Origin of the sequence: Actinokineospora cianjurensis, assembly GCF_003663795.1 — a bacterium.
Lineage (GTDB): Bacteria > Actinomycetota > Actinomycetes > Mycobacteriales > Pseudonocardiaceae > Actinokineospora > Actinokineospora terrae.
Genome location: NZ_RCDD01000008.1, coordinates 79684 through 103734, shown reverse-complemented (window position 1 = coordinate 103734; position 24051 = coordinate 79684). Strand labels below are relative to the sequence as shown.

Annotated in this window: 20 protein-coding genes; all 20 read left to right on the top strand. The window is 71.1% G+C overall.

Annotation, left to right across the window (positions count from 1 at the left end; genetic code table 11):
* The first annotated feature begins 14 nt into the window (after positions 1-14).
* The 20 genes from edd to CLV68_RS30090 all read left to right on the top strand — a co-directional run bounded on the left by edd (position 15) and on the right by CLV68_RS30090 (position 24049).
* On the top strand, positions 15-1856 hold the full coding sequence (gene edd, locus CLV68_RS30190; protein WP_170224672.1) for a phosphogluconate dehydratase: 1842 nt from the start codon (positions 15-17) through the stop codon (positions 1854-1856).
* A gap of 11 nt (positions 1857-1867) precedes the next feature.
* Positions 1868-2473, top strand: coding sequence for a bifunctional 4-hydroxy-2-oxoglutarate aldolase/2-dehydro-3-deoxy-phosphogluconate aldolase (eda, locus tag CLV68_RS30185; RefSeq protein WP_121394407.1), 606 nt, complete (start codon positions 1868-1870; stop codon positions 2471-2473).
* 442 nt (positions 2474-2915) lie between these two features.
* Entirely contained in the window at positions 2916-4109 is a 1194-nt protein-coding gene (locus tag CLV68_RS30180) for a helix-turn-helix domain-containing protein (protein WP_147460222.1), read from the top strand.
* Positions 4110-4276: 167 nt separating this feature from the next.
* A complete protein-coding gene (locus tag CLV68_RS30175; RefSeq protein WP_121394516.1) occupies positions 4277-5128 on the top strand; it encodes an SIS domain-containing protein in 852 nt (283 codons plus the stop codon).
* A 1-nt stretch (position 5129) separates the two neighbouring features.
* Positions 5130-5984, top strand: coding sequence for a class II fructose-bisphosphate aldolase (locus CLV68_RS30170; RefSeq protein WP_121394405.1), 855 nt, complete (start codon positions 5130-5132; stop codon positions 5982-5984).
* Positions 5981-6898 carry a 1-phosphofructokinase family hexose kinase gene (locus tag CLV68_RS30165; RefSeq protein WP_121394404.1) on the top strand — a complete coding sequence of 306 codons (918 nt, stop codon included), beginning with the start codon at positions 5981-5983 and terminating at the stop codon, positions 6896-6898. Before CLV68_RS30170 ends, CLV68_RS30165 begins: the two co-directional genes overlap by 4 nt.
* Positions 6899-6974: 76 nt before the next feature.
* Positions 6975-7319, top strand: a complete 345-nt coding sequence (locus tag CLV68_RS30160) for a YidH family protein (protein WP_170224671.1) — start codon at positions 6975-6977, stop codon at positions 7317-7319.
* Between the two features lie 435 nt (positions 7320-7754).
* The gene (locus CLV68_RS30155) at positions 7755-8039 is read left to right on the top strand and encodes a DUF202 domain-containing protein (protein WP_211346816.1); all 285 of its coding nucleotides are present in this window, start codon (positions 7755-7757) and stop codon (positions 8037-8039) included.
* 344 nt (positions 8040-8383) lie between these two features.
* Positions 8384-8857, top strand: a complete 474-nt coding sequence (locus CLV68_RS30150) for a helix-turn-helix domain-containing protein (protein ID WP_121394401.1) — start codon at positions 8384-8386, stop codon at positions 8855-8857.
* 726 nt (positions 8858-9583) lie between these two features.
* The gene (locus CLV68_RS30145; RefSeq protein ID WP_121394400.1) at positions 9584-9937 is read left to right on the top strand and encodes a hypothetical protein; all 354 of its coding nucleotides are present in this window, start codon (positions 9584-9586) and stop codon (positions 9935-9937) included.
* Positions 9938-10094: 157 nt separating this feature from the next.
* Positions 10095-11111 (top strand): phosphate ABC transporter permease subunit PstC, encoded by a 1017-nt coding sequence (pstC, locus tag CLV68_RS30140; RefSeq protein WP_121394399.1) that lies wholly within the window; start codon positions 10095-10097, stop codon positions 11109-11111.
* Positions 11111-12478 carry a phosphate ABC transporter permease PstA gene (gene pstA, locus CLV68_RS30135; protein ID WP_121394398.1) on the top strand — a complete coding sequence of 456 codons (1368 nt, stop codon included), beginning with the start codon at positions 11111-11113 and terminating at the stop codon, positions 12476-12478. Before pstC ends, pstA begins: the two co-directional genes overlap by 1 nt.
* On the top strand, positions 12475-14064 hold the full coding sequence (gene pstS / locus CLV68_RS30130; RefSeq protein WP_121394397.1) for a phosphate ABC transporter substrate-binding protein PstS: 1590 nt from the start codon (positions 12475-12477) through the stop codon (positions 14062-14064). Before pstA ends, pstS begins: the two co-directional genes overlap by 4 nt.
* Entirely contained in the window at positions 14061-16550 is a 2490-nt protein-coding gene (locus tag CLV68_RS30125) for a hypothetical protein (RefSeq protein WP_246010188.1), read from the top strand. The genes pstS and CLV68_RS30125 overlap by 4 nt, the downstream gene beginning before the upstream one ends.
* Positions 16551-16876: 326 nt before the next feature.
* A complete protein-coding gene (locus tag CLV68_RS30120) occupies positions 16877-17860 on the top strand; it encodes a substrate-binding domain-containing protein (protein ID WP_121394396.1) in 984 nt (327 codons plus the stop codon).
* Positions 17861-17913: 53 nt separating this feature from the next.
* Positions 17914-19488, top strand: a complete 1575-nt coding sequence (locus CLV68_RS30115; protein ID WP_121394395.1) for an Ig-like domain-containing protein — start codon at positions 17914-17916, stop codon at positions 19486-19488.
* A 100-nt stretch (positions 19489-19588) separates the two neighbouring features.
* Positions 19589-20626 carry a WxL protein peptidoglycan domain-containing protein gene (locus tag CLV68_RS30110; RefSeq protein WP_121394394.1) on the top strand — a complete coding sequence of 346 codons (1038 nt, stop codon included), beginning with the start codon at positions 19589-19591 and terminating at the stop codon, positions 20624-20626.
* Complete coding sequence (locus CLV68_RS30105) at positions 20616-21365, top strand: hypothetical protein (protein ID WP_121394393.1); 750 nt, start codon at positions 20616-20618, stop codon at positions 21363-21365. Before CLV68_RS30110 ends, CLV68_RS30105 begins: the two co-directional genes overlap by 11 nt.
* 43 nt (positions 21366-21408) lie before the next feature.
* Complete coding sequence (locus CLV68_RS34850; protein ID WP_211346815.1) at positions 21409-23004, top strand: hypothetical protein; 1596 nt, start codon at positions 21409-21411, stop codon at positions 23002-23004.
* A gap of 70 nt (positions 23005-23074) precedes the next feature.
* Positions 23075-24049 carry a sortase gene (locus CLV68_RS30090; RefSeq protein WP_246010187.1) on the top strand — a complete coding sequence of 325 codons (975 nt, stop codon included), beginning with the start codon at positions 23075-23077 and terminating at the stop codon, positions 24047-24049.
* Positions 24050-24051 lie beyond the last annotated feature (2 nt).

The window sequence follows — 24051 nt, the reverse complement described above, 5'->3', positions numbered from 1 at the left end:
GGAGAGTAGTGACGATGAGCGTGCCGTTGAACTCGGTCGTTGCCGATGTGACCGCGAGGATCGCCGCCCGCAGCGCCGGGAGCCGGTCGGACTACTTACGCCGGATGGCCGCCGCCGTGCCGTCGCGGCCGATGCGCGCCGGGCTGGGGTGCAGCAACCTCGCGCACGGGTTCGCCGCCTGCGCCGGACCGGACCGGCTGGCCGTCAAGGGGGTCAGCGCCCCGGGGGTGGCGATCGTGTCCGCCTACAACGACATGCTCTCGGCGCACCAGCCGTTGCACGAGTTCCCCGGCTGGATCAAGGAAGCGGCCCGCCAGGCCGGTGGCGTCGCGCAGTTCGCCGGTGGGGTGCCCGCGATGTGCGACGGGATCACCCAGGGGCGGCCGGGCATGGAGCTCTCGCTGTTCAGCCGCGAGGTCATTGCGATGGCCACCGGTGTGGCGCTCTCGCATGACATGTTCGACGCAACGTTGCTGCTCGGGGTGTGCGACAAGATCGTCCCGGGACTGCTGATCGGCGCGCTGGCGTTCGGCCACCTGCCCGCGATCCTGGTGCCCGCCGGGCCGATGGCGTCCGGGCTGCCCAACGGGGAGAAAGCACGGGTCCGGCAGGCGTTCGCCGAGGGCAAGGCCACGCGTGACGACTTGTTGGCCGCGGAGTCGGCGTCGTACCACTCCCCGGGGACGTGCACGTTCTACGGGACGGCGAACTCGAACCAGCTCGTGGTCGAGGTCATGGGGCTGCACCTGCCCGGCGCCAGCTTCATCCCGCCCGGCACCCCGCTGCGGCGCGCGGTGACGGAGGCCGCCGCTCGGCGGGTCGTCGAGATCACGGCGCAGGGTGCGGAGTACACGCCGATCTCGCAGGTGGTGGACGAGCGGTCGGTGGTCAACGGTGTCATCGCGTTGTTGGCCACGGGTGGGTCCACCAACCACACGCTGCACCTGGTGGCCATCGCGGCCGCGGCCGGGATCCACCTGACCTGGGACGACTTCTCCGACCTGTCGTCGGTCGTGCCGCTGCTCGCCCGCGTCTACCCGAACGGATCGGCGGACATCAACCACTTCGTTGCGGCAGGTGGCGTCCAGTTGCTGGTGGGGGAGTTGCTGGACGCAGGGTTGCTGCACGGCGATGTGTCCACAGTGGCCGGTCCGGGGCTGGACCGGTACCGGCAGGAGCCCGTGCTCGACGGCGGGGTGCTGCGCTGGCGGGACGGGCTGCGCGAGTCGGCCGACCTCGACGTGCTGCGCCCGGTGTCGGCGCCGTTCGCGGCCGACGGCGGGCTGCGGATGCTGGCCGGGAACCTGGGGCGCGCGGTGGTCAAGGTGTCGGCGGTGGCCGAGGAGCACCGGGTCGTCGAGGCGCCCGCGCGGGTGTTCACCACGCAGGAGGCGGTCACCGAGGCGTTCCGGGCGGGGGAGCTGGACCGGGATGTGGTGATCGTGCTGCGGCAGCAGGGGCCCCGGGCGAACGGGATGCCGGAGCTGCACGGGCTGACGCCGTCGTTGAGCGCGGTGATGAGCCGGGGGCACAAGGTCGCGCTGGTGACCGACGGGCGGATGTCCGGGGCGTCGGGCAAGATCCCCGCGGCCATCCACTGCACGCCGGAAGCCGCGGCAGGTGGTCCCATCGCGTTGATCCGCGACGGCGACCTGGTCCGGCTGGACGCGGATGCCGGGCGGGTGGATGTCTTGGTCGCTGCTGAAGTTCTTGCTGTGCGGACGCCCGAGGATGTTGTGCCCACCGAGTGGACGGGCACCGGGCGTGAGCTGTTCACCGCGCTCCGCCGCGCTGTCGGTCCCGCGGACCAGGGCGCAAGCGTTTTCGCACCGTTCGACCTGGTCCCGGCGCTGTGAGGAGTCGTTCGATGAGCTTGCTTGACCTGTCGCCGGTGGTGCCGGTCGTGGTGGTCGACGACGTGGCGCGCGCGGTGCCGTTGGCCGAGGCGCTGGTGCGCGGGGGCGTTCGGATTATCGAGGTGACGCTGCGGACCGACGCGGCTCTTGAGTCCATCCGGCGGATCGTCGACGAGGTCCCGGACGCGGTGGTCGGCGCTGGGACTGTGACGACACCGGTTTTGGCCGCCGCCGCATTGGCCGCGGGCGCGAAATTCCTGGTGACCCCCGGCACCACCGAGTCCGTGCTGGCCGCCGCCGCCGACACCGGCCTCCCCATCCTCCCCGGCGCCGCCACCGTCTCGGAAGCCATGCGCCTGGCCGAACTCGGCTACACCGAACTCAAGTTCTTCCCCGCCGAAGCCGCGGGCGGCGTCCCCTTCCTCAAGTCCATCGCGGGCCCCCTCCCCGCCCTCCGCTTCTGCCCCACCGGCGGCATCACCGCCACCACAGCCCCCACCTACCTATCCCTCCCCAACGTCGCCTGCGTAGGCGGCAGCTGGCTAACCCCCACCACCGCCAACCCAACCACCATCGAACGCCTGGCCCGCGAGGCCACCGCGCTTCGCTCCAGCTGAGCCCTCCCCGGCGGCGTCGGTAGGCCACGCGGCCTTGCCCGCCCGGAACCATCCCCAGTCGGCGGCCCTACCACGCTGGTGTCACCGCTCCGCCCCAGCTCGACAGGTCGGACCGGTGACACCAGCGCCACACCTTGTGCCGCGTGAACAACTCTTCCTCTCTTCCCCGCCCCAGACCTGCGACGGCGTCGACGCCCACGGCGAACAGTGCGGCCTGTGCGCCCAGGTCGGCCTGATCCCCGAGCAGCCTGTACCCCAAATGGCGTGCCCCGGCCGGACGGCGATGGAACAGGCTGCTGGCTACCCACACGACGAAGCCGGGTCCTGCGCCGTCGCGCAAGAGGCTCGACCGCTAGGTCGATCGGGTGAAGAATCCGTTCGACTTTAGACCAAAGCCGTTCCGGAGAGGTTTTAAGCCGTTCGTTCGGATATTGTGTACGACATGAAGACCATGTTGCAGCACTTGCGCGAAGCCTTGGACGTTGGCCAACGCGAACTCGCGGCTCGCGCGCAGGTCTCGCAGGAGACGATCAGCCAGTTGGAGTCTGGCAAGTCGAGTAGGCCCCGACTTGACACGCTGACCAAGTTGCGCGATGCCCTGCAGTTGGGCGACCTGAAGCCGGAGGAACTGCTTGAGCCCAGTCCGCTCTTCGGTGACCCTGAACTCGTGCCCGCGGCGGCCTTGATGATCCGACTTCTCAAGGCGTTGCCCGTCTACCGCGGGGAGAACTCGCGGGCTGGTGAGTTCTGGAGGGAGTTGTCCCGAAGCTTGGGCTACACCGATCTCTACCCGGCCACCAAGATCCGTGGTCATCTCCGGGCGGCGGCCGAAGACGACTATCCGAACGCCGCCACGGACCTCGCCGAGTACGTGCTGACGTTCTTCGACCCCGACATCGACGCCGTGATCGGTGTCTTGGTCAAACACAGTGGCATCGGTCCGGGTAGGTACGGCGCCAGGCGATGGTGTCGCGATGTCACCGATGCCGCCTGGGTGCTGCACCGCGCTGCCATGACCTCGTACCCGACGCAGGTTGGGGAGTTTCTCCACGAGGCTCAGCAGACGACCGATCCTGCTCGCGTCCTCGAGTTGTGTGCGAGCGTCTATCCCGGTGTTCGTGCGCGCGCGTATGCGCGCGCACCCTTCGAGGTGCAGGTCGCGGCGCTGAGCGATGATCCTTCCGCTGAGGTCCACTACGCGATCGCCAAGGCCGCCGACGGTCGGTTGCAACGTGAGGTGTTGAGTTCTCCGACGGCTTGGTCGGGTCTCGCGATCAACCCGCGCTTGGACTCGCGCGTCGCCGAGCAGTTGGTCGACGCTGTGCTTGGCGCCTTGACCGGTCCGTATGAGTCGGAAGCCGGACGTGCGCTGTTCAGCCTCGCCGAGAACGTCGAGCTTCCTGAGCCCCTGCTTCGCCGCATCAGTGCCGCCATCGACCACGATGATCGTGACGAGGACGCCAGTGGCGGGAACATCTCTGCTGTCCTCGCAATCCGTCGCACGTTGCACACTCTCGACGCCGCCAAGTCCGCGAACGCCGACGAGTCCGGCGCGTCGGGCGAGCAGGCGTCCGAGGTGGCTGACCGGAAGGCCGATTCCGAGTCCTGGTGGCGACGTGCCTTTGGCGGCAAGTAGCGACTGGACCTGCCCCGCCCGGGTGCTCGACGTCTGCCCGGGCGGGGGTTGCCCGCCCCCGTCCTGCGGTCGAATTGGTTGAGACATCTGACCTCTTCGGCTGGTAGTCTGCGCACTGCTGCACTGTGGGCGCCGGTAATGTGCAGCTCTGAGCACGGAGGGTGGCCATGTCGTTCGTCGCGGTGGAGATCGCGGGGCAGCCTGGGTGTTGGGGGCGGGTGAGCGGGGCGCCGGTGGCTCGGGTGGGCGAGCGGGTGGCTGTGGTGGGGTGCGGGACGTCGTGGTTTGTGGGGATGGCGTTTGCGGCGTTGCGGGGTGCCAGGGGGGAGTGGACGGACGCGTTCGCGGCTTCCGAGGCTGTGCTGGGGCGGGGGTACGACCGGGTGGTGGCGATCACGCGGTCCGGGACGACCACCGAGGTCGTCGACCTGCTCGAACGAATCGACTTACCCAGCACGGTGATCACCGGGGTCGCGGGGTCGCCCGCGGCGGAGTTGGCCACCGAGACGGTCTTGCTGGACTTCGCCGATGAGCGGTCTGTGGTTCAGACCAGGTTCGCGACCACCGCCTTGGCGCACCTGCGGGCGTCGCTGGGTGAAGACCTCTCCGCGGCCATCGCCGACGCGGGAACGGCGCTCGAAGTTGACCTCCAGGACCTCCCGGACGCCGAGCAGTTCACCTTCCTCGGGCAGGGTTGGACCGTGGGACTCGCGCACGAAGCCGCCCTGAAGATCCGGGAAGCCGCCGGGTTGTGGAGTGAGTCGTACCCGGCCATGGAGTACCGGCACGGGCCGATCAGCATCGCGCAGCCGGGCCGGGTCGCCTGGGTGTTCGGGCAGGCGCCGGACGGGCTGGAGGCGGACATCGCCAAGACCGGGGCCACCTACGTCGGCAGCGACCTGGACCCCATGGCGCAGCTCGTGCTCGCCCAGCGCGTCGCGGTGGAAGCCGCGCTCCGGCGGGGGTTGGACCCGGACCGGCCGCGCAACCTCACCCGTTCCGTCGTCCTCGGCGCCTGAGATGCCACTGGTCCCCACCGCCGCCATCCTCGGCGCCGCGGCCGGTCGCGGGGTCGGGGCGTTCAACGTCATCCAGGTCGAGCACGCGGAGGCCGTCGTCGCGGGCGCCGAGCGCGCCGGTGCCGCCGTCGTGCTGCAGATCAGCGAGAACTGCGCGCGCTACCACGGTGCCCTGGAACCGATCACCCTCGCGACCATGGCCGTCGCCAGGAACGCGGGCGTCCCCGTCGCGGTGCACCTCGACCACCTCGAATGCACCGAACTGGTCGAGGAAGGTCTGCGCCTCGGCGTCGGCTCGGTCATGTTCGACGCCTCCGCACTGCCTTACGCCGACAACGTCGCGCTCACCACCGCCGTCGTGCGCCGTTGCCACGCGGCCGGGATCCCGGTCGAGGCCGAGCTCGGTGAGATCGGCGGCAAGGACGGTCACGCGCCCGGGGTGCGCACCGACCCCGCCGAGGCCGCCGCGTTCGTCGCCGCGACCGGGGTGGACGCGCTCGCCGTCGCGGTCGGCAGCAGGCACGCGATGCTGACCAGGGACGCCCGGCTCGACCTCGCCCTGGTGGCCGCGATCCACGCCGCCGTGCCGGTCCCGCTGGTGCTGCACGGGTCATCCGGCGTGCCGGACGCCGCGCTCGCCGCCGCCGTGCTGGCGGGCATCACGAAGGTCAACATCGGCACCCGGATCAACGCCGTGTTCACCGCGGCCGCCCGGTGCGCGCTCGCCGACGACGAGTCCCTCGTGGACACCAGGAAGTACCTCGGCCCGGCCCGCGCCGCGGTCGCCGCCGAGGTGGCCGGACTGCTGGGTGTGCTGGGCGCGGTCCCGGCACGGAAGATCGGGACAACCGGATGATCCTCACCGTCACCGCCAACCCCGCCCTCGACGTGAGCTACCGCGTCGACCGGCTGCGCCCCGGCCACGTCCACCGCATCGGCGCGGTGTTCGAGCGCGCGGGCGGCAAGGGCTTCAACGTCAGCCGCGTGCTGCACGACCAGGGCGTGCCCACCAGGGCGCTCGGCCCGGTCGGCGGCATCCTCGGCGACTCGCTGCGCGCGGACCTGCTCGACGCCGGGCTGCCGCACGACCTGCTGCCGGTCGCCGCCGCGACCAGGATGACCATCGCGGTGGTCGCCGACGAGGCCACCACGTTCAACGAGCCGGGCGGCCCGCTCTCGGCGTTCGACTGGTCGCGCCTGCACGACCTGGTGCGGTCGTACCTGCCGCGCACCGAGGTGCTGGTCTGCTCGGGCAGCCTGCCGCTGGACGCGCCGGACGAGTCCTACGCGGACTTCGTCGCGCTGGCCGCGGAGTTCGGCGTGCCCACCGTGGTGGACGTCGGTGGTGCCCCGCTGCGGGCGGCGGCCGAGGCCGGGGTCGCCATCGTGAAGCCGAACGCCGAGGAACTGGCGGCCGCTGTCGACGACGACGACCCGGTGGCCGGTGCCAGGCAGTTGCGCGCTCTGGGTGCCGAGGCCGTCGTCGTCTCGCTCGGCGCGGACGGTCTGCTGGCCGCGACCCCCGACGGCGAGTGGCGCGCGACCCTGCCAGAACCGGTCGCGGGCAACCCGACCGGCGCGGGTGACGCCGCCGTCGCCGCGCTCGCCGACAGCCTCCGCCGCGGCCTCACCTGGCCGGAACGCCTCCGCCTCGCCGTCACCTGGGCAGGCGCCGCCGTCGCCGCCCCCCTCGCGGGCACCGTCGACCACGACGTCCTGCGCGCGCTCTACAACCAGGTCGACGTCACCCCGCTCCAGTCCCCGCTCTAGTCACCGTGGGGATGCCCACTGAGCAGCGGTACCGGCCTCCCGGCGACCTAGGATGCGCGGGGAGGCGATGCGACCGATGGGTGAGACAGTGGGCGAGGAACCGGACTACCGGTTCACGCTGGCCAACGAACGCACCTTCCTGGCCTGGGTCCGCACCGCCCTCGCCCTGGTGGCAGGCGGAGTCGCGGTCTGGCAGTACCTCCCCGACATGGGCCTGCCCGCGCTGCGCTCGGGGATCGGGATCGCGCTGGTGGTCCTGGGGACCGTCCTCGCCGTGCTGAGCCACCACCGCTGGCGCGTGACCCAGCGCGCGATGCGATCGGGGGAGCCGCTGCCCGCAGGTCCTCAGGTACCGCTGGTGGCCATCGGGGTGAGCGTGGTGGCGATCGCCGTCCTGATCCTCGTCATCGTCGGCCGGTGACCGCCGACAGCGGGCCAGTCACTGTGGGTCGTGCACTGCTTACTGTGGACAGTGGGCTGTGACCACTGAGGACCGTGGGTTGCAGGCCGGGCGGGCGCGGTTGGCGTGGTCGGCCACGACACCGGACGCGCCTGCGGGTGGCGGCCGTTGGCGGAAGACAGCAGGGTCGGTAGCCGTGGGTGCGAACGCTGGATCAGCGGCTGACGATCTCGCGGCCGCGACCACGGGTCGGCGGCGGGTGTCAGCGGTGGGCACGCCCGCGGTGCAGGTGGCAGGAGTCCGGGAGCTGGCAGCTGTGGGCCTGAAGATCGGGGGCTGCGAGCCGATGACTGCTGAGCGCGCACCGGCGACCACACGCGGTGGGCGGGCGACCGCGACCACTGACCCGGCGGCCGCGAGGGCGAGCCGCTGGGGAGCAACCGCGGATGGTCGGGTGTGACCACTGAGGACCGTGGGTTGCAGGCCGAGCGGACGCGGTTGGCGTGGTCGCGGACGGGGTTGGCGTGTGCGGGGGTGGGGGCCTTGCTGCTGCACGGGGCGATGACGCCCGTGGCGGTGGGGGGTGGGGTGGGGGTGTTGCTGTGCTCGCTGGTGATGGTCCTGTGTGGAGCGCGGCGGTACCGGGGGCGGGTGTTGGTGCTGCCGGGGTGGGTGGGGTTGGTCGCGGTGGTGCCGTGCGTGGTCGTGGTGCTGGTGTTGGTGGTGGGGCAGCGGGGGTGACCCGGGGCCGGTGCGGCACCACCGGCCCCGGGCTCGCACTCGCTCGGACCCCGCTCCGCCGCAGGAGGGGGGCGGCGGGCTTCGACGCGAGGGCCGTGAGCCTGGTGCCCGGGCAGTATCCGCTGGTACCCGGCAGGTGGTCCAGCCCTACCGCGCGGTAGGAACACTGCGGTCGTCGCGCTACGCAGTGTGGAGTTCACCCGGTGTGGGCTCACTCGATGGTGGCACAGTCCGCGCGCGCCGGGTGCGCCGAAAGCAAATGTGCGTAACGTGGCACCAATCGGGGAAACCGCAGGTCAGCGCGCTGTCGAGAACAGGGCCCCACACGGGACGGGGGAAGCGGCATGGATGGTGTGGCATACCAGCGCGCGCTGGGGCGCGAGTTGCAGCAGTTGCGGATGCGCCGAAGGTGGACCCGGGCGCAGCTCGTGCAGCGGCTGCCCAACGAGCTCTCCGCCCAGGCGCTCGCCTCCTACGAGACCGGGACCCGCTCCTGCACCGTCGTCCGGTTCGTCCAGTTGTGCACCGCGCTGGAGGCGTCCCCGCACGACCTGCTGGAGCGGGTGCACGACCAGGTCAGCCACGAGGAGTACCCGGCGTCGCTGAAGGTCGACCTGACCGAGTTGGCCGGCGACTCGCGCCCGGAGCTGGCCCCGGCGCACCGCTGGGCGGTCACCGAGGTCGCCAGGCACGCGGCGAGCACCCGCGACCTCGACATCAGCGCGCTGGAGTCCCTCGCCGCCCTGTGTGGACTGTCCACAGTCGAACTGGTCCGGATGCTGCGCTCCGGTGGCAAGGTCGACGCGACCGCCGAGTAGCGGTGACTGGGAGCACTGCTCCGGGGTGGTCTAAGAGCGGGTAGCCGCCAGGCGAACGGCGGTTGGCCGCCAGGGCGGAGCCCGCCGCCGCGCCGCGCCGCCGATCGCGCGGACCCGTCGGTGTTCGGTGCATATCGTCGCGACCATTGCGCGCGTAACAGCTTCATGATCGGTACAGCCCCTCGCCGGGAGAACTCCACCGCGCCGGGGTGCCCCTCCGTGGACGCGTGCGCGGCCGATCGGCGACCGCGCCGGGGGAGATCGCCCGGGTCGGCCCGCCGCGGTCCTTTGTCGCCGAATTCGTCCGCTTCGGCGATGTCGATCAGCCCTCCGCCGCGGTGGCCGTCGCTGCGGGCGATCGCGCGGACACCGCAAGTGCCGCAACGGATCCAGCCCGGGTGTGACCCGCGCGACCTTCTCCGGCGAATGCGAACCGGGGTCCGGCCGAAAACGTTGCCAGGGCCGCGCGACCGTGACCGGATCGGCACGCAGCGTTCCGGTTTACAGCCTTTACCGAGGGCCGTGGTGGTGATTTTCCGCCACCTGGCGAGATCGATAGCGGCTAAGGCGTTACACCTGGTTTCCGAGTTGTGACAATTGGTTGCCCGTCGTCCGTCGTGAGCGTGATCGCAACCGGGCGGACGCCGTGGATTTTTCTCCCGTACACCCCGGAACAAGACGATTCGCGCACACGTCGGGGTGTGCCAGTTGATGGGAGAAACCTCGATGGCCCTCGCTCGCTTCCAGATCTACAGATCCGCCGACGATGCGGTGACGTGGCGGTTCCTCTCCGCGAACAACCGCAGCCTCGGCCAGGCCGCGCAGCGGTTCGTCGACGCCGAAACCTGTTCACGGGCGATGTTGGAACTGCGCACCAGGCTCACCGAGACCTCGGCCACCACCGCCAGGGAGACGCCGTCGCAGTTGTGGTCGTGGCGGGTTCGGCTCGCCGGGCTCGATCTCGCGGTGTCGAGTCGCAAGTACCACCGGCGGGTGCAGGCGCAGTACGCGTGCCGCAGTTTTCTCGGCCTCGTCGCCGAAGCCCAGGTCGCCGACCTCCCGCGAGTGGTGCATTTCTGATGCTCGGATCCGCCTATTCCCGGCGCTGCCATTCGGCGTATCCGGGGTCGGAGAATCCGGTGCGTTCGTCCGTTGTTCACACCGGGATGTGGACGCGGCCAACTGGGCGGGTTTGGCTATCGCCCATAACCCAGTCTGCGATCCGGAGCAACCCCAGATGACCCAGTTGACGAGCGCGCCCGGTCCGGTCGCGGTCGCCGAGGCACCGCGCAGGCGGGTGTCGCTGCCCGGCGGGATCGACCGGGTGTTCCGCACCGTGCTGCGCGGCGCCGGGTTCACCGTGCTGGCCCTGATGGCCACCGTCGGCGTCTTCCTGCTCATCCGCGGCCTCGGCGCGTTCTCCAGCGCGGGCCTCGGCTTCGTCACCACCCAGGCGTGGCAGCCGGACTCGGGGAACTTCGGCATCGCCGCGGTGCTGGTCGGCACGCTGCTGATCGCCTCGGTGGCGCTGGTGGTCGCCTTCCCGCTGGCCACCGGGATGGCCCTCTACATCTCCGAGTACGCGCCGCGCCGCGTCCGCGGGTTCTTCACCAGCCTGATCGACCTGATGGCCGCGGTGCCCAGCGTGGTCTACGGCCTGTTCGGTTCCACCCTGCTGCAGTGGGAGGGCACCGACATCCCGAAGTGGCTGTCCATCCAGTTCGGCTGGATCCCGTTCCTCGACGTGCCCGACGCCGACCCGGACAACCCGCTCTCGCCCAACGGGGTCTACATGACCTCCACCTTCTGGGCCGGTCTCGTGGTCGGGTTCATGATCATGCCGTTCATCTGCTCGGTGATGCGCGAGTCGTTCACCCAGGCGCCGCAGGGCGAGCGGGAGGGCGCCTTCGCGCTCGGCTCGACCCGCTGGGGCATGATCCGCAGCGTCGTGCTGCCCTTCGGCCGCTCCGGCATGATCGGCGGCACCATGCTCGGCCTGGGCCGGGCGCTCGGCGAGACCATCGCGGTCGCCATGATCATCTCGCCGGTGTTCGTGATCCAGCCGCACATCCTGGGCTCCGGCGCGAACTCGGTCTCCGCCCTGATCGCCCAGCAGTGGGGCTCGGCCAGCCCGTTCGGCCTCGGCGCGCTGATGGCCGCGGGCCTCGCGCTGTTCATGTTGACCCTGGTGGTCAACTTCGCCGCCTCCGCGGTCATCGCCCGCAGCCGGTCCGGCCAGGGGAGTGACGCCTGATGTCCACAGTGGAGCAGAAGCCGGTGCACCAGCCCACAGCGCACCAGCCTGCCGCGCAGCAGGACCCGACGCGGCCGGTCCCCCCGTACGGCAGGCACGCCGACCGGACCGAGGTCATCGTCGCAGGCCAGGTCACCACCCGGCCGCCGGGACCGCCGCGCGTCGGCCCGCCGGAGGTCCGCCGCGACACCAGGACCATCCGCCGCACCGACATCGTGGCCGCGTTCGGCGCGCTGGTCGCCGCCGCGGCGCTGACCGGGGTGCTGTTCGACCAGATCGCCCCCTTCTCCGGGGTGGTCGGTTTCATCGCCATCGCCTACCCGCTGTTCCTGGCGATCTACGCGCTGCTGGTGTCGCTGGAGGAGAACGCGCTCACGGTGCGCGACAAGGTCGTCTCCGCCGTGGTGCACAGCACGGCGGTCATCGCCATCGGCGCGCTCGGCGCGATCATCTTCTACCCCATCTGGATGGGCTGGAGCGCGCTGTGGAAGTCCAACTTCTACACCGAGGACATGGCTGACGCGGGCACCCTCGACCCGCTGGAGTACGGCGGGATCCTGCACGCCATCGTCGGCACGCTGGAGCAGATCAGCATCGCGCTCATCATCACCGTCCCGCTCGGACTGGCCACCGCGGTGTTCCTCAACGAGACCAGGGGCGTGTTCACCCGGCTGGTGCGGACCGTGGTGGAGGCGATGACCGCGCTGCCCTCCATCGTGGCAGGCCTGTTCGTCTACGCCTCGCTGATCCTGCTGCTCGGCTTCCAGCGCTCCGGGTTCGCCGCGGGCACCGCGATCAGCATCATGATGCTGCCGATCATGATCAGGGCCGCTGACGTGGTGCTGCGGCTGGTGCCCAGCTCGCTGCGCGAGGCATCGCTCGCGCTGGGCGCCGGGCAGTTGCGCACGGTGTGGCACGTGGTGCTGCCGACCGCGCGCTCCGGCCTGACCACCAGCGTGCTGCTGGCCACCGCCCGCGGCGTCGGCGAGACCTCGCCGGTGCTCATCGCCGCCGGGTTCACCCCCTACCTCAACGCCAACCCGTTCGTCGACGCCCAGGTCTCGCTGCCGCTGGCGACCTACCAGATGGTCGGCTCGTCCGAGGAGACCATGCAGACCAGGGCCTTCGGCGCCGCGACGGTGCTGATCGTGCTGGTGCTCGTGCTGTTCGTCCTGGCGCGGGTGCTCGGCGGCCGGGGGGCGGGCGCGCTGTCCAACGGCCAACTCCGCCGCAGGGCGCGGGCCTCGGCGCGCGACCGGGAGCGCTACATCGCCGCGCGCGCCCACCAGCAGGCGCACTTCCTGCCCGACCCCCAGCAGCAGCCCAGCCCCCAGCAGCCCGACCCGCAGCAAGGAGCTCAGTCATGACCCCGCAGGGACGCACGCGTGGGCGGGTGGTGGGCCTGCTCACCACGCTCACCGTGCTCGTCACCGTGGCGGTCGGGTTCGCCCCGGCCGCGTCCGCCCAGGGCTACGTGCCGATCAGCGGCTCGGGGTCGACGTGGAGCTTCAACGCCCTCGACCAGTGGCGCAAGAACGTGCAGCAGTTCGGCATCCGGATCAACTTCTCCGGCACCGGCTCGACCGACGGCCGCAACCAGTTCAAGGCCAACCAGGTCGACTTCGCCGTCTCCGAGATCCCCTACGGGCTCACCGACGGCGGCGTGAAGGACGAGCCGCCCAAGGACGGCAACTTCGCCTACATGCCGATCGTCGCAGGCGGCACCTCGCTGATGTACAACCTGAACATCGGTGGCAAGCGGGTCACCAACCTGCGCCTGTCCGGCGACACGGTGACCAAGATGTTCACCCGCAAGATCACCATGTGGAACGACCCGGCGATCGCCGCGGACAACCCGGCGCTGAGCCTGCCCGCCCGCCAGATCCTGCCGGTGGTGCGCAGCGACGGCTCCGGCTCCACCGCGCAGTTCACCAGCTACCTCGCCGACCAGCACGCCGGGGTGTGGGACGAGTTCTGCGCCAAGGCGGGCCGCAAGACCCCGTGCGGGTTCACCTCCAGCTTCCCCGCCTACAACGGGATCGTCGGCCAGGTCGGCTCGATCGGTGTGGCGAACTACGTGCGCCAGGCGCAGAGCGACGGCGCCATCACCTACGTCGAGTACTCCTACGCCAAGAACGCGGGCTTCCCGGTCGCCAAGCTGCTCAACAAGAGCGGCTACTACATCGCGCCGACCGCGCAGGCCGTGGCGGTGGGGCTGCTCCAGGCGCAGATCGACCCCAACGACCTGACCCAGAAGCTGCAGGGCGTCTACAACTCGACCGACAACCGCACCTACCCGATGTCGAGCTACAGCTACATGATCTTGCCGACCGCGGTGAAGGGCAACTTCAACGAGCTCAAGGGCAAGACGCTCTCGGACTTCGCCTACTACTTCCTGTGCGAGGGCCAGCAGCAGGCCGAGCGGCTCGGGTTCTCGCCGCTGCCGATCAACCTGGTGACCGCGGGCCTCAAGCAGGTGGAGCGGATCCCCGGCTCGACGAAGAAGCCGACCGACATCTCCAAGTGCAACAACCCGACCTTCTCCACCAACGGGTCCAACACGCTGGCCGAGACCGCGCCGCGGCCCCCGGAGTGCGACAAGTCCGGGTCGACGGCCCAGTGCGACGCCACGGGCAAGTCGGTGACCAAGAAGGGCAGCACCACCACCAAGACCAGTGGCGCGGCCAAGCCGGGTGAGGCGGCGCCGGGCGCGGCCGAGGCGGCGGGCGGCGATCAAGCGGCTGGTGGTGACCCGGCGGCCGAGTCGGCCGGGGAGACGACCGAGGGCGGGGACAGCGGCGGCGACGGCAGCCTCTCGGCCGTCCCGGTCTCGGTGGACCTGCCGCAGGACGACGGCACGTTGCTCGTCGTGGTCGCGGCGGTGCTCATGGTGGTGCTCGTCGCCGGGCCGCCGCTGGTGGCGCGGTTGATGCGCGGCAAGGGGGGATCATGATCCACGAGCGTGCCTGGCGCCTGGTGCTCGCGTCGCTGGTGCTCGCGACCGGCGGTGCCCTGATGGTGCCCGCCACCGCGGCGGCGCAGACCACCCCGAAACCGGTCCCGGCATCCGCGGTGACCGTCAAGGGAGCCGATGCCTTCGAGTCGTTGCGGTTCACCGTCGCCCAGACCAAGGGCCTGATCAACCAGACCGTGCACCTGTCGTGGACCGGCGGCAAGCCGACCGACGCCGGGCGCGGCTACAACTACCTGCAGATCATGCAGTGCTGGGGTGACGACGCCGCGGGGCCGCGGCGCGAGCAGTGCCAGTACGGCACGCCGATCGCGGCCTCCTACGTCTCGGCCGCGCAGTGGTCGCGTTCGCTCTCGGTGCGGCCCAAGGACCTGCCGCCGGGCGCCCCGGACCCCAAGGGCGTGCTCATCGACAAGAACGAGCTGACCCAGGAGCAGACCGACAAGCCCGGCTCGGCGACGTACCTGCCGTTCGTCCCGGTCGAGGCGTCCGGCCCGCCGACCAAGCCGAGCGAGCCGGGCTACGGCCTGTACTTCGACCCCAGCACCACCAACGAGGTGCAGTTGGGGGTCACCAGGGAAGACGGCAACGGCGCGATCGACTTCGAGATGCAGACCACGCTGGAGGCGCCCGGCCTCGACTGCGGTCGGGTGCGCACCAGCGGCCCCGACGCAGGCAAGCCGCGGCACTGCTGGCTGGTCGTCGTCCCCCGCGACGACACCGAGGTCAACGGCAAGAAGGTCACCGTCCCGACCGACCAGGGCGGGCACCTGCACGACTACCTCGACTCCTCCCCGCTGAGCCAGTCCAACTGGAACAGGCGGCTGCCGCCGATCCGGCTGGACTTCGAGCCGGTCGGCCTCTCCTGCCCGCTGGGCAAGGCCGAGCGCGCGCTCAGCGGCAACGAGTTCGTCGCCGACGCGGTCCTGCGCTGGCAGCCCGCGCTGTGCGCGAACGACGGCCCGGTGTTCGGCTTCGTGCAGATGCCCGACCGGCAGGCCCGCGACCTGCTCGGCGGTGACGACCCCGGGCTGGTCTTCCTCGCCAAACCCGCGGCGAAGGCGTCGATGATCGACGACAGGGCGCTGGTCTACGCGCCGGTCTCGATCTCGGCCTACACCGTGGCGTTCATCATGGAGCGCCAACCGCCTGGCGACGCGCCCGCGAATGTCAAGGCCGAGGACGGCAAGCTGATCGAGAGCCTCAAGCTCACCCCCCGGCTGGTGGCCAAGCTGCTCACCCAGTCCTACTCCGGTGCCATCCCCGGCGGGCAGGACTACCTCAAGGGCAACCCGACCCGGCTGAGCCAGGACGAGGAGTTCCTCATCCTCAACCCGGAGTTCCGCAAGCACGCCTCGCTGAGCATGTTCACCGTCGACGCCATGGCGTCCTCGGTGGACATGGACGCCAACGAGTCGCTGTGGGAGTGGATCAGTGCCGACCCCGACGCGCGCGCCTGGCTCAACGGCACCCCGGACCAGTACGGCATGAAGGTCAACAAGAACCACCAGAACGTCGCGCTGCCGGTGCAGAACTTCCCCAAGTCCGACCTGACCTGCGTGCAGGAGAAGGTCAACGGGCTCAAGGCCGAGGTGTGCGGCAACACGCGCCACCCGCTGGCCGCCGACATGCACGAGGCGGGTCGCTCGGTCAACCGCGGCGACACCCTCGGCCGCGAGCCCAACGGCGTGCGCGACCCCAACGACCGCGAGCGCTCGGCCTTCTCCAAGATCGGCCGCTCCGTGGTCGGCAAGCGCGCGATGCTGGCCGTGGTCGACACCGCGACCGCGCGGCGCTACGGCCTGACCGAGGCGCTGCTGCGCAACGCGGCGGGGGAGTTCGTCGCCCCGACCGAGGCCGCGGTGCTCGCCGGTGTCGCCGAGATGACCCCGAGCGACACCCCCGGCGTGAAGCTCACCAACCCCCGGCCCAAGGCCGCGAACGCCTACCCGCTGCCCGCGGTCACCTACGCCGCCACCGCGCCGTCGATGCTGACCAAGGACTCGGGCAAGGACTACGCCAGGATGCTGCGCTACGTCACCGGCGACGGGCAGGTCCCCGGTGAGGGCACCGGCAAGCTGCCCGCGGGCTACAACCCGCTCCCGCAGGACATGCGCGACCAGGCCGCCACCGCCGCGACGGTGATCGAGCGGGACGCGGGCATCAAGCCGCCCGTGCCGCCGGAGCCGGTCGAGGAGCCCGCGGCCGACACCGCGACCGGGGACGACCCGGCGCCCGCGCCGGAACCCGCGCCCGCCCCGGAACCCGCTCCCGCGCCCGCACCCGCCCCGCAAGCCTCTGCGCCACCGGCGAAGACGACCCCGGTGGCGCAGAGCAAGACCACACCGTCCACTCCGGTCGCGTGGGTGATGCGCTACCTGCTCGCCGGGCTGCTCATCGCCGGTGGGCTGACCACCGCGGCAGGCCCGGTGCTGACCAGGCTCGGCGCCCGCACGAGGGTCGGGTGAGCGGCGGTGGTGCGCACGGTAGTCCGATCGTCACTGTCCAGAGTGGACAGTCTGTTGCCAACGCCCTGTTCGCCAACCGGCCATGTAGCGGTGCCTGGGATGACAACTGCACCGCGATACACCAGGTGTGGGGACGATCCGGTCGCGGATCGCGCGGGCGTGGCGAGGGGGTGAGACGGCCGACCGGCCCGAGGCGGAGTAGCGACTCCGCCACCGGACCGGCCGGACCTGCTGCGTGGCTCCGGTGGTCACGGCCTGACAACCACCCACCGGGACGTGCTCGGACAACCAGTCCGCGCACCACTGCGAAGAAAAGGATACAGGTAGTGAGCAAGAAGCAGCGTATGATCGTCGTGGCCGCGGCCGCGCTCGCCATGGCAGCGGTCTTCTCGACCTCCGCCCAGGCGGACCCGACCGGCGCGCCGACCTACCGCGAGCTGGTGGGCACCGGCTCCGACACCACCCAGACCGTGCTCAACGGCCTGGCCGACGTCGTCACCATCAACGGCACCAAGGTGCTGGGCTCCTACGACGCCCGCGGTACCGCGAACATCACCACCAAGGACGCGGCCACCAGCCCGAACTGCACCTTCATCCGCCCGGAGAACTCCGGCCAGGGTGTCACCACGCTGAAGAACAACATCACCAGCGGTGACGGCTGCGTGCAGTTCGCGCGTTCGTCCTCGAACTCGGCCGCGGCGAACCCGGACCTGAAGTTCATCCCGTTCGCGATCGACGCCCTCACCTACGCGGTGCGTAGCGACAGCGCGGTGCCGAAGAAGCTCACCAAGGCGCAGCTGACCGCGATCTACACCTGCACCAACACCGCGTTCAAGCCGCTGGCGCCGCAGTTCGGTTCCGGCACCCGCGCGTTCTTCGTCCGCTCGGTCCTGCCCACCGGCACCGTGGACTCGGCGAACCTGTTCGGCCCGACCGGCCAGTACCCGTGCGTCACCGACAAGGACGCCGCGGGCGAGGGCATCCAGGAGCACGTCGGCACCTACCTGACCGACACCCGCCACCTGCTGCCCTACTCGATCGCGGTCTACAACTCGCAGGTCTACGGCAACGCCCCGGCCGCCCAGGGCAAGGCTGTTCTCGGCACCGTCGACAACATCCAGCCGACCAACCTGAACACCTCCTCGGTGTTCAAGCGCGACGTCTACAACGTGATCCCGGCCGACAAGCTCACCGTCGCCCCGTACAGCACCGTCTTCGTCGGCGCCGACTCCCTCATCTGCCAGCGCGGCGACATCATCACCCGCTACGGCTTCGGTGTCGCGGGCAACTGCGGCGTTCCGGTCCAGTAACTCCCCACCCCTTTTCTTCGCTGTTCCCTTGATCACGGAAGGTTTGCACACCAGTGCGCGCTAACTCGTTCGCCCGCAAGCTCGTCGGCGGGGCCCTCGTCTTCGCCGCCGCCACCGCGGCCACCCTCGGTGCGGCCGGTATCGCCGCCGCCGCCGCTCCCGCCGGGAACCTCGGCACCCTGAGCATCAACAAGACCACCGGTCTTGACACCGACGCCCCCACCTACACCACCTCCGCGGGCTGCACCCCGGACTCGGACGGCTACAGCCTGTTCGTGTACGGCCCGGGCGCCTGGGACGCCGGCTTCACCGCGACCCCGGTCACCGACGTCGGCTTCTCGCAGGCCGCTGGCTTCCCGATCGTCCAGGGCCTGTCCTTCAAGGACATCGCGGTGGACAACGCCACCACGATCGCCCCGGGCAAGTACACCGTCGCCGCCTACTGCGTCGACCAGTTCGGTGCCGAGAACAAGGGCGCGTTCACCCGCGACATCTGGTTCACCTCCGCCACCGCGTGGCGCGACACCGACCCGAACGCCCAGGTCGCCACCACCACCGCGCTGTCGGTCTCCCCGGCCGCCCCGGTCGCCTCGGGCACCAACGTCACGCTGACCGCCAACGTCACCCCGGCCACCGCCGCGGGCACCGTCCAGTTCAAGGACGGCGCCAACAACCTCGGCTCCCCGGTGACCGTGGTCAACGGTGTCGCCACCTTCTCCACCACCGCGCTCGCCGCCGGTACGCGTTCGCTGACCGCCTCGTTCTCCGGCGCGGGCTTCGCGACCTCCACCTCGGCCGCCGTGTCGTACGTGGTCAACGCGCCGGTCGCCGTGCCGACCACGACCGCCCTCGCGGTCTCCCCGAGCGGCACCGCCGCGGCGTACTCGCCCGTCACCCTCTCCGCCACCGTGAACCCGGGTGCGGCCGTCGGTGCGGTGCAGTTCTTCGATGGCGCCAACGCCCTGGGCAACCCGGTCGCCGTGTCCGCCGGTGCGGCCACGCTGACCACCTCCACCCTCGCGGTGGGCGCGCACAGCTTCACCGCGCGCTTCGTCCCCACCAACGCCGCCAACTACGCGACCTCCGTCTCGGTCGCCGTCGCCCTGGACGTCACCCCGTTCGCCGGTGTGACCGCCTCGGAGACCATCACCACCACCGTGCTCGCCGGTGAGCTCCTGATCAGCGTCGCGAACCAGAACGTGGTCCTGCCCTCGCCGGTCATGGCCGCCGACGGTTCGCTGCTGACCACCTCCGGCTCGCTCAACCCGATCAAGGTCACCGACACCCGCGCGGGCAACCCGGGCTGGAACGTCTCCGGCCAGGTGTCCGACTTCTCCAACGGTGCCAACTCGATCAACGGCGCGAACCTGGGCTGGACCCCGAAGCTCGTCGACAAGTCCGCCCCGCAGGTCATCGCGGTCGGCGCGCAGGTCAACCCGGCCAACGCCATCGCCCCGGGTGCCTCGGCCCCCAACGGCCTCGGCCTGGCCGCCGCCCGCGTTCTCGCCACCGCTGCCGCCCTCGGCGGCAACGGCACCGCGAACCTGTCGGCCGACCTCGCGCTCAACGTCCCCACCTCCACGGTGGCGGGCACCTACTCGGCGCTGCTGACCCTCACCGCCATCTGAGGTAGCCCCGAGAACGGCTGACACGCACAGCCAGTGGGGCGGACCGGGCCAGGTACCCCGGTCCGCCCCACGCCCTTGACCCTCTACTAAGGACTCTGACATGACGCGGATCTGGCGCCGCGCGGTGCTCCCCGGCCTGCTCGCACTGCTGGCGACCACCCTGGTCCCGGCCGCGGCGACGGCGCAGCCGCAGGCACGGGCCGCCGCGGTCGCGGCAGCGCCCGCCACCTACGGCGTGCGCCCGGCGACCGCGCAGGCACCGGACAACCGCCCGAACTTCAGCTACAGCGCCACCCCCGGCGCGGTCGTCGTCGACCACGTCGCGGTGTCGAACGTGTCCAACGACCCGCTCTCGCTCAAGCTCTACCCCAACGACGCCTTCAACACCCCCGACGGCGGGTTCGACCTGCTGGCCTCCAGCGCCAAGTCGGTCGACGTCGGCTCGTGGGTCACCGTGGAGACCGGCCAGGTGGAGATCCCCGGCCGCTCCACCAAGATCGTGCCGTTCCGGCTGGCCATCCCGCAGAACGCGACCCCCGGCGACCACGTCGGCGGCATCGTCGCCGCGCTGGTCACCGAGGCCACCAACGCCGACGGGCAGAAGGTCGCCGTCGAGCAGCGCGTCGGCGCGCGGGTCTACCTGCGCGTGTCCGGTGACCTGTCGCCGAAGCTGAGCATCGACGAGTTGACCGCGGACTACGAGCACTCGCTGTTCGGCCGCGGCGACACCGTCGTCGAGTACACCGTGCGCAACACCGGCAACGTCCGCCTCGGCGGCAAGCAGAAGGTCACCGTCGAGACCCCCTGGGGCTCCGGGACCGCAGCGCCGAACCTGCCCGACCTGCCGGAGCTGCTGCCGGGCAACTCCTTCCGGGTGCGCACCGTCGTCCCCGGCGTCCTGCCCGCCGGTTGGCTGGACGCGCTCGTGCACATCGACCCGGTCGCCGCGCCCGGCCCGCAGCCGCAGGCGGTGGCCGTCGACGCGAGCGTCACCGTCGTCGCCGTCCCGTGGCTGGTCCTGATCCTGCTGCTGCTCGTGGTCGCCCTGGTGCTGTTCCTGCTGTGGCGCAGGCGAAGGCGCCGGTCGCGGACCACGCAGGAGCCCGAACCGATGCCGGAGGTGGAACATGCGGTCTGATCGCTACCTGGTCGCGGCGCTGCTCGCGGTCCTGTTGGGATTGTTGTTGCCCGGTACGGCTTCCGCGGGCCGCGTCGGCGGGCTGCTGGTGACCCCGGGCGAGAGCGTCGACGAGGTCCCGGTCCGGCTCAAGACCGACAAGGGCTGCCCGCAGGGCTCGACCGGCTACATCGCGACCATGAAGGGCCACGGCCTCGACAACGTCGTGGTGGTGCCGACCTCGGACGTGCTGCTCTCGCACACCCAGGGCTTCGTCGTCCCGGTCGCCAACACCTTCCGCGACTACGCCACCGACAACAAGACCACGCTGCAGGGCAAGTACGAGATCACCCTGAGCTGCATCGACGCGTTCTCCCAGCAGAACTTCGGCGACTTCACCGCCGTCGTCGACATCCCCTCGGCAGGCCACTACGCGGCGGTCGGCGAGGCCAAGGGGCCCGCGCGCAACACCGACCCGATCATCCCGCCGGAGCTGGGGCTGAACACCCCCCAGAACCCGGCGCCCACCCCGCAGCCGGGCCAGGCGCAGCCGCAAACCCAGGCGCAGCCGGGTGATGAGCAGCCCGATGGCGAGCCCGTCGACACCGCGGCGCCCGCCGCCGACGGGGGTTCCGGCGTGCACCCGTTCCTCTACCTGGGGGGTGGAGTGGTCGTGCTCGTCGCGGCCGCCGCCATCGCCGCCGGGGTGCGCAGGCGCGCGGCCACGGCCGCCGAGGACACCGAGACCGAAACCGAGTGACGCCGAACCCGGCCGCAGCTCATGAACTGGAGGCAGAGAAGTCATGCGTAAGCGCCAACTGATCGCGGCAGGCGCGGCGGTCCTCACGACGGTCACCGCGGGCATCGTGCTCGCCGCGACCAACAGCCAGGCCGAACCGCCCGCAGCCACCCTGGGCACGTTGTCCTTCAGCAAGCAGTCCGGTTTGGACACCGACGCGCCGGTCTACACCACCTCGGCGCCGTGCACCGCGGACTCCGACGGCTACCGGCTGTCGATCTTCGGCCCGGCCAAGTTCGGCCCCGGTCTCACCGGCGCCCCGGTCTCGGACGTCGGCTTCTCCACCACCGAGCCGATCCAGGTCACGCAGGGCCTGACCTTCAAGGACATCGCGGTCGACGCCAACGCCACCATCGTCGCCGGTGAGTACACCGCCGTCGTCTACTGCGTGGACTCGTTCGAGGCCGCGGACCGGGGCACCTTCACCAAGAAGTTCTACTTCACCGACGCCACGCACTGGCAGGTGAAGAACCCGGCGGACCCGACGACGACCACGACCACCACGACGACGGCCCCGCCGACCACGACGACGACCACCACCACGGTCCCGCCGACGACCACGACGACGACCACGACGACGGTCCCGCCGACGACCACGACCACGACGGTCGAGCCGACGACGACCACCACCACGGTGGCGCCGACGACGACCACGACGACCGTCGAGCCGACGACCACCACGGTCGAGCCGACCACCACCACGGTCGAGCCCACGACCACCACGGTCGAGCCCACCACGACCACCGTCGTCCCCACGACCACGACGACGATCGAGCCGACGACGACCACCACCACGGTGGCGCCGACGACGACCACCACCTCGGCGACGACCACGACGACCTCCGTGACGCCCACCACGACCACGACGTCGGGTTCGTCGACCACCACGACCACGACCACGACGAACCCGGTCCCCGGGCTGCTGGGCACCCTGACGCCGAGCAAGGAGTCGGGGATCTCCACCGACGCGGGCACCTTCACCACCGAGAAGGGCTGCGTCGAGGCGTCGGACATGTTCCTGATCAGGATCACCGGGCCGGGTGACGGGTTCAAGGACGGCCTGGTCATCACCACGGTGACCGACCAGGGCTACTTCGAGGACCAGCCGATCGTCGGCACGCAGACCCTGAGCTTCCGCGACGTGGCCAACGACAACAAGGCCACGATCGCCGTGGGTGTCGACTACACCGTCGAGCTGCACTGCATGGACAGCTTCGAGTCGAAGTCCAAGGGCTTCTTCGCCGCCGTGGTGACCTTCTCCAACGAGCGCACGGACCCCGACGACGCCAAGCTCCTGCTGCACGACTGGACGTGGAAGAAGGGCGCCACCCCCACCACCTCCGGCCCGACGACGACCACCACCGTCGCGGGCGGCAGCACCACGACCACCGTCCCCGGTGGCGGCACCACCAACCCGACGACCAACGACCCGACGCCGCAGGGCAGCGCCGGGAGCGGGGGGCTCGCCAGCACCGGTGCGTCCGTGGGTCTCGCGCTGCTCGCCGGTACCGCGCTGATCGGCTTCGGCGCGCTCGCGCTGATCGCCTCGCGCCGCCGCCGGGCCGCGGCCGCGCCGGGTGAGTGGCCGACCGAGAGCTGATGACCGCCACCGGTGTGCGCCGCGGGATGCCTCCCGCGGCGCACACCGGTCTCCCCGAGAGGACACCAGGGTGACCGTGCTCGACACGACCCCACCGGCTCCGCCGCCACCCGGCGTCCCGCACGCCCCGCCGCCACCCGGCGTGCCACCGGCGGCGCCGCCGCCCGGTGTGCCGCACGCCGGGCCGCCGCGCTACCGGCCGGAGCGACCGGCGCTGGTGATGGCCGGGCAGATGCTCGCCATCCTCGGCGCCGTGCTGCTGTGCTTCGTCGCGCAGCTCACCCTGCTCGGCGGCCTCAAGCACGAACGCGACCAGAACAGCGCCTACAACGCCTTCCGCACCGACCTGGCCAAGGCGACCGCACCGGTCACCGCGCTCGACGGCGGCGGCAGGCTCCTCGACAGCGGCACACCGGTGGCCATCATCGAGATCCCCCGGCTGCGGCTGCAGGAGGTCGTGCTGGAGGGGACCTCGGCGCGCACCCTGAAGTCCGGCCCCGGGCACGTCCGCAACACCCCGCTGCCCGGCCAGTCCGGCACCAGCCAGATCCTCGGCCGCAAGGCGTCCTACGGCGGACCGTTCGCCGAGATCGACAAGCTCCGCCAGGGCGACGAGATCGTCATCACCACCGGCCAGGGCGAACACCGCTACCTCGTCCAGGGCGTGCGCCGCGCCAACGACAAGGAACGCACCGCTCCCGCGGGCGAGGGCCGCCTCACCCTGGCGACCGCCGACGGCTCGTACTTCCTGCCGACGGACATCATCCGGGTCGACGCCCGGCTCGTCTCCGAGGTCCAGGCCAAGACCAGGCAACTACCCGCCTTCGCCGTGGCCGACAACGAACGCGCCATGGTCGGCGACCGCTCCGCCCTGGTCCCCATCGCACTCTGGACCCTGATCCTGGCCGCCGCCGCGGTCGCCGCGGTGTACATCCGCCAACGGGTGGGCCGCTGGCAAGCCTGGGTGATCGGCGTCCCCGTCGTCGGCGCCGTGAGCCTCACCCTGGCCGACCAAGCCGCCGCCCTGCTGCCGAACCTGATGTGACC

What these genes read in the sequence shown, in the direction of transcription:
- CLV68_RS30175 (WP_121394516.1), top strand. Translation starts at nt 4,277, where the DNA reads ATGTCGTTCGTCGCGGTGGAGATCGCGGGGCAGCCTGGGTGTTGGGGG.
- CLV68_RS34850 (WP_211346815.1), top strand. Translation starts at nt 21,409, where the DNA reads ATGCGTAAGCGCCAACTGATCGCGGCAGGCGCGGCGGTCCTCACGACG.
- CLV68_RS30105 (WP_121394393.1), top strand. Translation starts at nt 20,616, where the DNA reads ATGCGGTCTGATCGCTACCTGGTCGCGGCGCTGCTCGCGGTCCTGTTG.
- CLV68_RS30110 (WP_121394394.1), top strand. Translation starts at nt 19,589, where the DNA reads ATGACGCGGATCTGGCGCCGCGCGGTGCTCCCCGGCCTGCTCGCACTG.
- edd (WP_170224672.1), top strand. Translation starts at nt 15, where the DNA reads ATGAGCGTGCCGTTGAACTCGGTCGTTGCCGATGTGACCGCGAGGATC.
- CLV68_RS30125 (WP_246010188.1), top strand. Translation starts at nt 14,061, where the DNA reads ATGATCCACGAGCGTGCCTGGCGCCTGGTGCTCGCGTCGCTGGTGCTC.
- CLV68_RS30145 (WP_121394400.1), top strand. Translation starts at nt 9,584, where the DNA reads ATGGCCCTCGCTCGCTTCCAGATCTACAGATCCGCCGACGATGCGGTG.
- pstS (WP_121394397.1), top strand. Translation starts at nt 12,475, where the DNA reads ATGACCCCGCAGGGACGCACGCGTGGGCGGGTGGTGGGCCTGCTCACC.
- CLV68_RS30180 (WP_147460222.1), top strand. Translation starts at nt 2,916, where the DNA reads ATGAAGACCATGTTGCAGCACTTGCGCGAAGCCTTGGACGTTGGCCAA.
- CLV68_RS30165 (WP_121394404.1), top strand. Translation starts at nt 5,981, where the DNA reads ATGATCCTCACCGTCACCGCCAACCCCGCCCTCGACGTGAGCTACCGC.
- eda (WP_121394407.1), top strand. Translation starts at nt 1,868, where the DNA reads ATGAGCTTGCTTGACCTGTCGCCGGTGGTGCCGGTCGTGGTGGTCGAC.
- CLV68_RS30150 (WP_121394401.1), top strand. Translation starts at nt 8,384, where the DNA reads ATGGATGGTGTGGCATACCAGCGCGCGCTGGGGCGCGAGTTGCAGCAG.
- CLV68_RS30170 (WP_121394405.1), top strand. Translation starts at nt 5,130, where the DNA reads ATGCCACTGGTCCCCACCGCCGCCATCCTCGGCGCCGCGGCCGGTCGC.
- pstC (WP_121394399.1), top strand. Translation starts at nt 10,095, where the DNA reads ATGACCCAGTTGACGAGCGCGCCCGGTCCGGTCGCGGTCGCCGAGGCA.
- CLV68_RS30160 (WP_170224671.1), top strand. Translation starts at nt 6,975, where the DNA reads ATGGGTGAGACAGTGGGCGAGGAACCGGACTACCGGTTCACGCTGGCC.
- pstA (WP_121394398.1), top strand. Translation starts at nt 11,111, where the DNA reads ATGTCCACAGTGGAGCAGAAGCCGGTGCACCAGCCCACAGCGCACCAG.